The following is a 13,089-nucleotide window of genomic DNA, read 5'->3' as shown; positions in this document are numbered from 1 at the left end:
CAATCGATTAGTTAATTTTGAACTCTTTTGGAGCATGTTTGTGCATCAGGTAATTTACAAAGAAGTCCCAGCGTTTGCGAATAAAATATGTATCGTAATAACAAGTTCCATGATCTTTGCCGGGCAGAAGAATCAATTCAAAATCCTTATTGGCTTTAATCAGCTCATCGGCCATTCGAATAGAAGCAGCCGGATTTACATTGTTATCCATATTTCCATGAACCAATAATAGCTTTCCTTCCAGCTTGTCTGCCATAAAAAAGTTTGACTGTTCATCGTAATGTTTTCCTGCAGGGAAACCCATGTACAATTCGGGCCACCAGGCCTTTGCACTTCTGTGGTCATGATTCCCTGCTGATGAAACACCAACTTTGTAGAAATCAGGATGAGCCAGTAATGCATGAGTAGCATCGTAACCTCCAGCAGAATGGCCATAAATCCCAACATTTTCTATATCCATGTATGGATATTTTTTTGCCAGGTCTTTAATGGCTTTGATATGATCAGGTGCCCCAATATCCCCAAGGTTTTTATAGGAAACATCGTGAAATTTTTTCGATCTGAAGGCAGATCCCATACCATCAACTGTTACCACAACAAAACCAATCTGAGCCATTGGCACATCCATATTAATTAGGCCGCGGCGAAAAGTTTTTGGAGTGCGTATGGTTTGTGGTCCCGAGTAGGTGCCATCAAGAACAGGGTAGGTTTTTGTAGCATCCAAATTAAATGGTCTGTAAATCACACCATAAATATCGGTTTCATTGTCACGGCCCTTTACCGAGTACATTTCGGGAGCTTTCCAACCCATTTTTAGAATGTCCTGGATATCGGTTTCAGCAATATCCATCACCCTTTTCCCACTTTTAGCACTTCTGATTACAAATCGATCGGGAAGATCAACACGAGAATAATTGTCGAAAATATATTTGCCGTTTGGACTTATTCTGCAGCTATGAAATGCATTCTCTGGCGATAAGAGTTTCATTCCGCTTCCATCAAAATTAATGGAGTAGAGGTAGGTGTAGTATGGATCTCCTTCTTCCTTTCCATTTGCTCTGAAGTAGATTTTTTTCTTTTTGTAATCCACTTTGCAAATTTCTCTTACTACAAATTCTCCTTTCGTGATCTGATTTTTTAAACTTGCTGATTCATAACTATAGCGATACAAGTGATGCCAGCCATCCTTTTCCGACGTCCAAATCACATCATCAGACTCTTTGTTCACTTTGTAAATGTGCATGTTTGGATCAACGTAAGTATCTGCAGTTTCCGAAACGATGCTTCTGCTCTTACCCGTTGCCACATCCAACTCTATGAGTTCTCTTTTCTGATAACCTCTATAATAGCGAAGTGTATATGCTCTTGTGTTCGATTTCCACTGAAATCCATACTCCAGGAAAGTGGCGTTTTCAGGAAGATCACAATCTATGGTTTTGCCTGTTTGTGTATCAAAAACCACATAGGAAACCCTTGTCAGGTCTTTATCGCCGGCAATGGGTCTTTCGTAGGAATACACTTCGGCTCTGAACCCTTCTTTCGGAGTCGATTTGTACATGAACAACTTTTGTGTATGCTTTCGGTTGTATTTTGCACAAATCAGGTATCGTGAGTCAGGCGACCAATAGGCATCAATCTCGTATTCCATTTTTTGGTTCTGACTTTCGTTTTTCACGAAATACCAAGAAATTGAGGTTCCATAACTCAATTCTGCATTCCCATCAGTAGTCAATTGTTTCTCTTCATCTCCCGATTTTAGGAATAGGTTATAATCTTTAATAAAAGCAATTTTCTCTTTGTTTGGTGAAAGCAGTTCCTGACTGCGATATTTTTTTTCTTTCTCTCGCTTCGATACATTGTAAGTTTTCAGATCGACCGAAAGCAGGAAAGTATCAAGAGCAAACTCGAGTTTGCTTTGATTCTTAAGCTTTAACTGTTTTAATTTGAGTTCATAAGCTTTTAACTCTGTACCAGTATAAGTGCTTAGCGCTTCGCTCATTTTTTGATGATCGAAGAGCTCCTCCTGTTTTTTGTTTTTGATATCAACAAGAAAAAATTCCTGTCCTTTTCGTGTTTTGGTGCTGTACCATAAGGAATCGCCTTTCCCAATCCAGTTGGGGTAGATATTGCTTTTGTAAATTTTACTTTCGATATTTTTCCAAAGCCATTTTTCAGCTTCCTGATAATCTTTCAGCTCACCTTGAGCAAATAGATTGTATGAGCTTACAAACAGCATGAATATTAGTATGTAAGGAGTACTTTTCATTTTATAAGTCGATTTGGGTTCCGATGTTTTCTTTTATTGCTTTTTGATACAGGTATTCGGCTACAAGGACATCAAACAATGCCATTCCTACCGATTTAAAGAAGCTTGTTTCCGATGAGTCATAAGTTTCGTTTGCCACCAAATTGCTAATGGGTTTTACCTGTTTTTCGCCTAGTAAACCTTTTTCGAGAGGCTTTGCAATATCTCCACTTTCAAAAGCAGCAAAAGGCGTATCTACCCATACATTTTCAATCAGTGAAAACAGAGCATCAGGCAATTCTCTCATGTTTGGTTTGTACGATCCAATGCCAATAAAACATTTGCCTCTTAGCAGTTCCGGATCATCTGGAATTACAGGCTCATTTGCACTGGTAGCACAAATAATAACATCCGATTCTTTCACTAATGTTTCGGATGATGTTTGGCTGCATATTTCAACTTCGGGCAATTTTTCTTGAAGTGACGCAGCAAATTCAGCCAGTTTCTCTTCATTCAAGTCAAACACATGAATTTTTTTCACAGGTCGAACTGCACAAGCAAATATAGCTTGTGTAAATCCTTGGATACCAGTTCCAATAATTCCAATATTTTGAGCAGATTCTTTGCTCGTGTATTTGATGCCGCTTGCTCCAACAGCTCCAGTTCTAACCGCAGTAAGAGCAGCTCCGTTTAGTAAGGCAATTGGTTCACCTGTTTTGGAATCATTTAAAATCATGCTCCCATAAATAGACGGCTTCCCTATCGCCGTATTTTTTGGATTCACACTTACCAGTTTGGTGCCAAAAAATCCTTCGGTAAAACAAGGCATTAACAAAAGAGTGATATCCTCGTGATGCGCATGCATCCGATCAGGCATTTCAAATTTGTTTTCGTGGAAAATTTTGAAAGCCCGCTCTATTGCTTCAAGAACCTCATGGCTTGAAAAGAGGTTTTTGATCTGATTTTGATTGAGTATTAGCATTGGTTCAATGGTGTAAGAGGGGAGAGCTGAGACTCTCACCCTCCAGATGGAAACAAAAACTAATTCCAATTCTATTTTAAAATGAGCTTTAAATTATTTGGAATATTTTGGGTTTAGATGAGATAAAAAATAGATGCATAGCCTAAGCTACGGGGATATTTTTTAACGAAAGATAAACGCAAAAGAACAAAATAATTGAGTTCATTTTAATGTAGATTTGGTATAATTATGATCTTTGAGATTCTACGTCTTCAATGGTTTTAGGAATCGGCTTACCTAATAAACGAGCTCCATCCTTTGTAATCAAGAAATCTTCTTCATTTCTCAATCCTCCAAAATTCTTGTATTCTTCTACTTTATCGTAATTGATAAAATCGGCAAATTTCTTTTCTGCTTTCCACATATCAATTAGTTCCGGGATAAAGTAAATTCCAGGTTCGATTGTGAGTACAAAGCCTGGCTCTAATTCTCTTCCCAAACGCAAGGATTTTAAACCAAACTGCGTGCTTTTTGCCTCACCATTGTAGCCTACATATACTTCTCCAAGATTTTCCATATCATGAACATCCAATCCCATCATATGTCCCAATCCACATTGGAAAAATAATGCGTGTGCACCCTGATGAACGGCTTCATCCATATCGCCTTTCATGAAACCCATTTGCTTCATTCCTTCGGCAATGGTTTTACAAGCTTTCAGGTGTACATCTTTAAAACGAACGCCAGGTCTTAACTCAGCTATGGCAGCTTCGTGTGCATTTAAGGCAACCTGGTAAATTTCTCTTTGTCGTTCGGTAAATGTTTTGTTCACAGGGAATGTGCTCGACATATCACCTGCGTAGTGCATCCCATTTTCGGCACCACAATCAATCAAGACCATATCACCACTTTTAATGGTGTTTCCATGATAGTGATTGTGTAATGTTTGGCCATTTATTGTCGCAATTGTTGGAAAAGAAAGCTGACCACCTGCGCGAATGGCAACTTCCTGCACCGCAGCAGCAATTTCCGATTCTTTCATCCCAGGCTTAGCCATTCTCATTGCCGTTAGGTGCATATCTGCGGTAATGTTTACAGCTTCCTCTATCTGAATAATTTCCTCTTCCGTTTTGTAATTTCTTTGATTTACAACTGCCTGAACAAATTCGCTCGATGAATTTTCTACAGCCTGATCCGGATGAATATTCATCCAGTTCAATAATTTAACCTGGTGCTCCGGACGGTAAGGAGGTAGATAATGTACCTTACGGCCTTGAGCAATTGCTTTGCCTAAATACTCCTTAAGTTGATTGCTTGGTGCAGTTTCGTTAATACCAACTGCTTCACTCTTTTCTTTTATGGTAGGTTGGGTACCCATCCAAACGATATGGTCGATAGTCAATTCATCACCAAAAATAATTTCACGATTTTCATCGATATCAATAATGGCATTTAAGCCGGCATAATCGGAACCAAAGAAGTATAAAAAGGTACTATCCTGGCGGTAGTGATATGTATTATCGGCATAGTTCATGCCACATTCATCATTCCCCAAGAATAATAGAATGCCCGATTTTACTGTTAATTTTAATAGTTCTCTGCGTTTTTGATAAGTTTCTTTTGTAAACATAAGGTTGGATTTATGGTGTTTTGGCAAATTCTAAAGGATACAGTAATTCCATTAGAAAATATAAAGTGTTGAGAAATAAGAATTTCTGATACAATCGTGAATATGGGAGGGATTAACAAATCCAACACTCGTACAAGCCTTTGTACGAGTTATTGTAGTGCGTTATGTAGTCGTTAAATAGAAACATACATTTGAATTTGTCTTGGGTAAATTTAGAAAAAAAACGCAAATAATAATTTGAAAATTGTAAAAACTGTACCCGAATAAATATTTATTAATCAGTTAGTATTTTACTATTTTTTTAGAATAGATATTTTTATCACTAATAATCTTGATCAGGTATACACCTTTGGGTAAAAATTGAAGATTAATTTGCTCTTCGTCCTGAAAAGAATTCAATGTTTTTTCAAGCATTTTACTTCCATTGGCATGATATATTTCGATGCTGGCATTTGCAAGAATTTCACGTGAACCTCTTACTTTAATGTAATCTTTCACCGGATTTGGATAAAGGATAAGATCTGATGTTTCATCAATTGATGTAATGCCTGTTACCTGGTTTAATGAAAAGCTTAGCAGGGCATTTTCCAATTTGATATCGCGAATCCACACTTCTGAACCTTCACCATTAAACAAGTTGGAATTCGGGTTTGAATGTGGTCCAAATTCTGTTTTGTTGGTGGTTCCTGGGAATAGATCGCTTGCTTTACCTCTATCCATGGCGTTATATAAGCCCTGGTTTTCATTAAAATCTGCTTCAACAAAGCGAACGCCCGGGTTGTCGCGGTCATCGTTTACGTTGTAATCCTGATTTGCCTTTTGTTCATTAATATGAAAAATTGCCAGGCCTGATGCAGGTTGTCCGATATCATTTCCTTCTGCTTGTTTATTGGCAAGTAGGAAATATTCGTTGTCATTGGTAGTATTAATTCTGTACACCTCATTTTGATTGATATTTGAGGAGTTCATACTATAATTGCCATAATCGTCGTACTGAAGAACTTTAGGTTCATCCCAACCCATTTTTACACGTGCCCATGCACAAAAGTTTGATGGTTTATAGCCCCTGTTCAACCAAGATCCGGCCGACATGATGGCCCAATGACCTAGGCCATTCGAATTTCCAGTGCCATCGTAAAGGTCGGGAAGACCAAGAGCATGCCCAAACTCATGAACAAAAGTACCAATTCCAGCATCTTGCCAGCTGCCGTCATATTCGCGCATTTCGCATGCAATTACATAGTCGTTTACTTTTAGGTCGCCGTAAGTTTGTGGCAAACCAACTGTATATTGTAGTGCCCACGATCTTGGCCAGATGTACTCTTCCTGCCCATAATGATCGGCACCCAATCCAGCATGCATCACAACAAGCACATCGGCATCGCCATCACCATCATTATCATATGGCGAGAAGTCAACGCCATCGGCATGTGCAAGTTCTACGGCTTTTTTTACGAGTTTACCGGCAGCTTTTCCACCTTTGTTTTCTGCAACTTCTTGTGTTGTCAGACCAGACTGATACCAACCAAAAACTTCAAACTCAATGTCAAGTTGGTTGTGACTGGCTCTCAGGTAATATTCTTTTACGCTTCCGTAGTTATTGTGTCCATCCTGACTGAACATTTCTTCTACATTTTCCTTGCTTCGGGTGTGTAGTTGGTTAGCAAAATCGACCAATAAAACCGGGATTTTAATTTTTCCTTTGGCAGGAACACCACCTATGGTTTTTAGCGATTTTGAACGATATTGAATAGCGGATAAAGCTTGATCGTTTTGAATACGCAGCTTATTCAGCTTTGTTCTATTGGCAGTAATGTTGGCTTTAGAAACGGTTATATCCGTTTTAATCAATTTACCATCAGCAATTTTTGCGAAAAAATACTGATTTTCGAATTGCGATAGCATATAACCATCTTCTGTTTCCATCCAATGTAATCTGCTATCACCTCTGCAAATTACTTCCAGCTTATTGCCGTTTAGTATTGTAATTTGAATTGGATCGTTGCAAACAGGGGCACCTGTAGGAACATCTGTTTGAGCAAATACTTGAATTGAAAAGAAAAGAACAAAAAGTAGATTAGTAGTGTATTTGAACATGGGTTAAATTCTAATTTAATTAGAACACTTCCAGAATAAAAGGAACAAGGAAAGGAACCAGTATTGTTAGCACAATTCCGCTAAATATGGCAATGATTGCCCATTCTTTTCCCGTGTATTTTGATATGATGGGAAGTGTTGTATCCATTGCTGTGGCTCCACCCGATGCAATACCGGCAAGTTTACCAAAGTATTTTACAAAAACAGGTACGGCAAGCAATGTGATGATTTCACGTAAGATGTTTGATAGTAGAGCGATAACTCCTAAGGTTTCGCCGCTAATTTGAGTGATGAAAATAGAAGATAAACTATAGTAACCAAAACCGGCTCCTACTGCTAAAGCTTCTTTTAATTGTATTCCGGGTGTGAATACAGAGATTAGCCCAACACCAACCAATGAGCCAATGATAACGCACAAGGGTACAAGTATAATTTTAATGTTGGTTTCCTTAATCACCCTCCAGGATGATCGGTCGGCACCAATGCCAATTCCTACCAAAAACATTAAAAGGTAAAGGGCATAAAGTGAGAAATCAGATTCCATTATTACTTCTGGAAGAAATCTGGTTAGTCCCAGAATTAATCCCAACGCAAAAAATCCAAGTATGATAAGGCTGTTCTTCATGGTATAAAAGTTCTGTTGTTAGCTTATTTGCTTTTAAAAAAAAGTTTGTAGGTAATGTATGCGAAAACCAAACTGCCTATAATTGCACCTATGGTCAATATTAAGGCTTGCAAACCAATGGTATGCAAGTTGTTAATGATCTTCTCGTTTAAACCTACACCGATACCTAAAAGGAACAGCAATAAATAAATCGACCAGGTGGTCATTTTGTCAACCCCTTTAATAACTTTTGGAAACTTCCCTACGAAAAAACCCAAACCAATACCCAAGGTCATTAATACTAAAACTGTAATCATGATAATTATTCTTTTTGTTCTTTGGGGCGAATTTACTTAAATTTTTATTGCCTAATGGCATGATGAGATGAAGTGCCCTCAAATTGCTGAGGGCACTTCAAGTCATGCGTAACTAATAATTAACTACTAATTAACTAACCTAATCTATGTTGTTGTTCGAATTGGCTTCTGATTCCGGAATAGGGAAAAAGTGACTAGCATCAGTTACACCGCTTCTACCATGGGCAGCCATGGTTTCGTTCAGCTTGCCCCAACGACGCAGGTCGTGGAAACGTGAACCTTCCATTGCAAATTCACAAATTCTTTCGTGTTCGATTTGTGCTGTAACAGCTGCTTTATCTGTTCCAGTCATTGCAGGAAGACCACCATGCATAGCTCTTACATTGTTGATATGTGGAATAGCTGCTGCAGTTTCGTTCAGCTCGTTTAGCGTTTCTGCATACATCAATAAAACATCAGCATATCTCATTAATGGCATGTTGTTACCATGGCTGTAAGCATCCAGCTCTTCTCTTGTTGATGGCAAATATTTTCTGAAACCAGTGTAATCGTAAGCAGTGCTGCTTGCATCCCACCATTCTCTGAAGGTGTATCCGTAAACTCTTGGGTTATCAGAATCGTTAAAATAGTCATCATCGAAGAATAAGGTTCCGTACAAGCGGTGATCGTAACGACCATCTGTTGCTACTTTGCCTTCTTTTTTAAACTCTTCCAATAAGAATGCGCTACCTGCAATTTCGTCCCATCCGTACAAACCTTTAGGCTTGATCCAACGGTGATGTGGGAACTTGAACCATGCACCATTATCGGTATTGTTCGAAAGCTGCAATTCAAGAACTGCTTCGCTTGAGTTCTGGTTTGTTCCATCGAACATGCTAATGAAATTATCAACCAAAGAGAAGTTGTTTGAGTTTACCACTTCGGCGAAAGCCGTTTTTGCTGCATTGTAATACTCACCAGAGTTGGCGCTTTCTTCACCAGCGCGGTAAAGGTTCGCTTTTCCAAGGTATGCATAAGCAGCCCATTTGGTTACTCTACCTACGTTTGCGCTATCGTACGAACCAGGAAGAGTAGCAGCAGCTTTTGCAAAATCAGCTACAATAAAATCCCAACATTCGGTTCTTTCGCTTAATGCTTTATCGATATCCGAAAGTCCTTTAGGGTAAGCATCTCTTACAATAATTTTCTCCCAGGCCAATAACAGCTTAAGGTGATAGTATCCTCTTAAGAAGTGAGCTTCGGCAATAATTTCATTTTTCTTTGCCTGATCGATTTGCTCTTCGGTCATTTCACCTACTTTTTCGATCACCTGGTTTGCAAAGTTAATTCCTTTGTAGTGGATGTTCCAATACGAAGTAGTTTGCGTGTTTGCAGAGTTTACGTTAAAGTTGTAAATCGACAACCAATCTTCATAGTTGTATGCATCGCCACCAATTCTTACCAAATCTGATGGGTACATTTCAACAGGGAATTTAATTTCTGCAAATCCCCAGTACGAGGTTGCACATTCCATTTGCGAGTAGGCAGCTGCCAATCCGGCTTCTGCATCGCTCACATTTCTCCAAAAGCTATCACCAGTTAACTGGTCTGGCGATTTTGTATCCATAAAATCTTCGTCACAAGAAGACAATCCCAACAGGATACTTGCACTAAGTATATATAATAATTTTTTCATTTTATTTCAGTAATTGATTTAGAATGATAGTTGAATACCAGCAAAGAATGATTTGTTGATAGGGTAGAAGCTACGGTCGATACCTAAACTCAATACATCACCGCGTCCAACTTCCGGATCGATACCTGAATAATCAGTCATTGTCCAGATGTTTTGTGCATTTACATACACTCTACATTTGGTAAGTCCAATTCTGCTGATTACTTCTTTTGGTAAGGTGTAACCCAATTCAATATTCTTCAATCTCAAGAACGAACCATCTTCAAGATATCTGGTTGATTCACGAGTATTTGAGTTTGGATCTCCCAATACTGCTCTAGGAACATTTGTATTGCGGTTGGTTTCTGTCCATGCATTCAAGCTTGAAGAAAGGAAGTTTTGTCCTGCCGACATGTTTTCCAAATAGTAACGGTTTCCGTTGTACAACTCATTGCCCTGAACACCGTAGAACATCATCGAGAAATCGAAACCTTTGTACTTTGCGTCAAAGCTTAGTGAGTAAGTGAAATCAGGAATACCTGAACCAGAATATACTTTATCTTCCGGATCGATAATACCATCACCATTCATATCTCTAAAGCGAATATCACCTGGTTTTGCGTTAGCTTGTAAAAGATCACCATCTGCGTTTACGTGTGCATTCACTTCATCCATCGACTGGAAGATTCCATCGGTTTGGTACAAGTAGAAGGCACCAATTTCAGAACCCACTCTTGTTTGAGTTGGGAAGTGAGAATCGCCAAATTTCAAACCTTCACCAAACAAGGCCTGATCGGTATTAGCCAGGCTAATAACTTCGTTCTTAATGGTTGTGAAAGTTGCGTTTACATTATATGTGAAATCACCTTGGTTTTTGTGATATCCCAATTCCAATTCAAGACCTTTGTTTTCGATCTCTCCAACATTTAATGTAGGATTATTTAAACCTGCTGATCCAGGAAGTTTACGAACCACCAACATGTCTTCTGTAGTTGTGTTGTAGTAGTTCATTGTACCAGTAATCTTTGAGTTAAGGAATGCAAAATCCAAACCTAAGTTCTTAGAAATGGTAGTTTCCCATTGTAACTCTTTGTTTTCAAGGTCGCGAGCAATGCTACCTGTCCATGGGTTTGCACCTGTACCTTTAACGGCACCAGTGTTGTAATCGGTTCCCGAGCTAATTAGGGCCTGGTACGAATACAATCCTAAGGTTACCTCGTTACCTAATTTACCCCAGGAAGCACGTAATTTTAGGTTATCGATAAAGTCATATTCCGACATGAAAGCTTCTTCGGTAATTCTCCAACCCAATGCTACCGATGGGAAAGTTCCGAAACGAGAATCTTCACCAAATTTAGAAGAACCATCGCGACGAGCTGTTACCTGAACAAGATATTTGTTGTCGTAAGAATAGTTAATACGACCTAAAATAGAAGTACGAGTATATTCATTCTTGCTACCATAAGCATCGTAAGTACCACCTTCACCACCATTCAAAGTCATGAAATTTGGATCAAGGAAACCAGCAGGAATATCATTGGTGATTACGTTATCGTCTTCGGCAGAATATTCTGTTTTTTTACCTGTTACGTTAGCTCCAATCCAATGGTTTGTATCTTCTGATGCAGTATAACCAATCACAGAACTTACCGAATGCTTGCCAAAATCTTTTTGGAAGTTAATCAAGTGCTCCATGATTTGAGAACGGTAGTTGTTTCTCTCCTCACCATAGTAAATCCAATCTTCACCATCTTTAGGACTGCGCTGGAATTTTGGGTGGTAGCTCCACTCAATATTATTGCTATTGATCAAACCTAAATTTACCTGGTACGATAAGTAATCAGTAATTTTAAGACGACCTGTTACATTCGCTGAAAAATACTGTAGATCTGTTTCACCTTTTCTGTTGATGTGATTTGCATATGGATTCGCATTTGCTGGCATATCACCATAAGTCAACTGAACGTTACCATCTTCATCAAAAGGAGAAATTAAAGGTGTTAAGTTGTAAGTATCGCGTAAGGAAAATTTAGCGCTTTTTGAGTTGGTTTCAGCATATGAGATGTTGGCATCAACTTTAAGACGTCCTTTTTCCATACCAAGTTTAGCACGAAGAGTTTTCTTAAGATATTCACTTCCCATTAGTGAACCTTCTTCATCATTCCAACTTCCCGAAATACCATAGTATCCCAATTCGTTGCCACCATTAATGCTAAGGTTGTAAAATTGCTGTAATCCGTTTCCAGAAACTTCATCCTGCCAATCGGTATTCGCCATAATAGGATCAGTTACATATGTTGGAATTGGGTTTTGATCACCAGGAGATGCATATTGGTTGTAGTTTTCGTACATCATTCTGTGTACTTTCACATAACCTTCAGAATCTAGTAAATCTAACTGATCGATTGCTTTAACCGAACCTACGTGCATGTTGAAATCAACATTTACTTTACCAGCTTTTCCTTTTTTGGTAGTGATTAAAACCACACCATTTGCAGCACGAGAACCATAAATAGCAGCAGCTGCACCATCTTTCAATACTTCGATAGAAGCAATGTCATCAGGATTTAACAAAGACATTGAGCCTGGCAATCCATCGATAATGTACAATGGGTTGTTATTTCCAATGGTACCAATACCACGAATGGTAATGTTTGACCCCGAACCTGGAGCACCACCATATTTTGTAATGGTAACACCCGCAACTTTCCCTTGTAAAGCATTTACAGGGTTCGAAGATGGTGTCTTAGCCAAATCTTCAGCTTTTACAGAAGCAACTGCCCCTGTTAAGTCCGATTTTTTCTGAGTACCATACCCAACTACTACCACCTCATTTAACCCCTGAACATCTTCTTTAAGGATTACATTGAAAGTGCTTTCGTTGCCCACTACAATTTCCTGATCTACATAACCAATAAAAGAGAATATCAACATTGCATTTTCAGGGACATCCAATTGGAAATTTCCATCGAAGTCTGTTACGGTACCAATGGTACTTCCTTTAACAACAATGTTTACTCCAATCAGTGGTAAATTTTGTTCATCAACAACTGTTCCCGAAATCTTTTTTTGATTTTGCTGATTAGTGAAAGTTTCTGAAGAATCCGAAGCCAGAACAGGCATTGGTCCTACTAAAACGGCCAGGATGCAAAGTTTCATCATCCATGAAACCAAGCACTGTTGCGCGAATGATTTCCGCACAATAGTTTTTGCGTTTTTTTTCATAAATTTAGATGCGTTAAAAGTTAGTTTTGTTGTTCTTTATTATATGCGTACAGAACAACAAACGATTAATTATTTGTAAACAGGGATTGTTGGTAGCTTTCCCTGTTTTTATTTATTACTTCGTCAGCTGAAAATCTATTGGTGTTGTCAATATTCTTACCAGGCGTTAATCAGGCAAGCTTAACATCTTTCCAATTCTTTCCAGAACAATTAATTGATTTCTGTTTTCTGAATTTTGATATAAGGGGTGTTTGGAAATAGTTGGTAGCTATTCCAAAAGTCATAAGAGGTAATCAACAAATTAGACATTCAAAGAGTCCACGGTGTGAATGTCTGTACACTAGTTTTACGGTTGT

8 protein-coding genes are annotated in these 13,089 nt (G+C 38.6%); all 8 read right to left on the bottom strand.

The window, feature by feature from the left end:
• Positions 1-7: 7 nt before the first annotated feature.
• Positions 8-2,266: a S9 family peptidase gene (locus ELS83_RS11260; RefSeq protein WP_171595671.1), complete on the bottom strand. Its 2,259-nt coding sequence runs from the start codon at positions 2,264-2,266 to the stop codon at positions 8-10.
• Position 2,267: 1 nt separating this feature from the next.
• Entirely contained in the window at positions 2,268-3,227 is a 960-nt protein-coding gene (locus ELS83_RS11255) for an ornithine cyclodeaminase family protein (RefSeq protein WP_171595670.1), read from the bottom strand.
• Between the two features lie 226 nt (positions 3,228-3,453).
• Entirely contained in the window at positions 3,454-4,836 is a 1,383-nt protein-coding gene (locus ELS83_RS11250; RefSeq protein WP_171595669.1) for an aminopeptidase P family protein, read from the bottom strand.
• Positions 4,837-5,118: 282 nt separating this feature from the next.
• The gene (locus tag ELS83_RS11245) at positions 5,119-6,933 is read right to left on the bottom strand and encodes a M6 family metalloprotease domain-containing protein (RefSeq protein WP_171595668.1); all 1,815 of its coding nucleotides are present in this window, start codon (positions 6,931-6,933) and stop codon (positions 5,119-5,121) included.
• A 19-nt stretch (positions 6,934-6,952) separates the two neighbouring features.
• Complete coding sequence (locus ELS83_RS11240; RefSeq protein ID WP_171595667.1) at positions 6,953-7,558, bottom strand: LysO family transporter; 606 nt, start codon at positions 7,556-7,558, stop codon at positions 6,953-6,955.
• A 23-nt stretch (positions 7,559-7,581) separates the two neighbouring features.
• Complete coding sequence (locus ELS83_RS11235) at positions 7,582-7,854, bottom strand: LysO family transporter (RefSeq protein WP_171595666.1); 273 nt, start codon at positions 7,852-7,854, stop codon at positions 7,582-7,584.
• A 139-nt stretch (positions 7,855-7,993) separates the two neighbouring features.
• A complete protein-coding gene (locus tag ELS83_RS11230; protein ID WP_171595665.1) occupies positions 7,994-9,529 on the bottom strand; it encodes a RagB/SusD family nutrient uptake outer membrane protein in 1,536 nt (511 codons plus the stop codon).
• A gap of 18 nt (positions 9,530-9,547) precedes the next feature.
• Positions 9,548-12,733 (bottom strand): SusC/RagA family TonB-linked outer membrane protein, encoded by a 3,186-nt coding sequence (locus tag ELS83_RS11225; RefSeq protein ID WP_171595664.1) that lies wholly within the window; start codon positions 12,731-12,733, stop codon positions 9,548-9,550.
• Positions 12,734-13,089: the final 356 nt, after the last annotated feature.

Source organism: Marinifilum caeruleilacunae (genome assembly GCF_013141825.1).
GTDB lineage: Bacteria > Bacteroidota > Bacteroidia > Bacteroidales > Marinifilaceae > Marinifilum > Marinifilum caeruleilacunae.
Note: the sequence above shows the minus strand (reverse complement) of the source record. Positions and strands in the feature narration are given on the sequence as shown.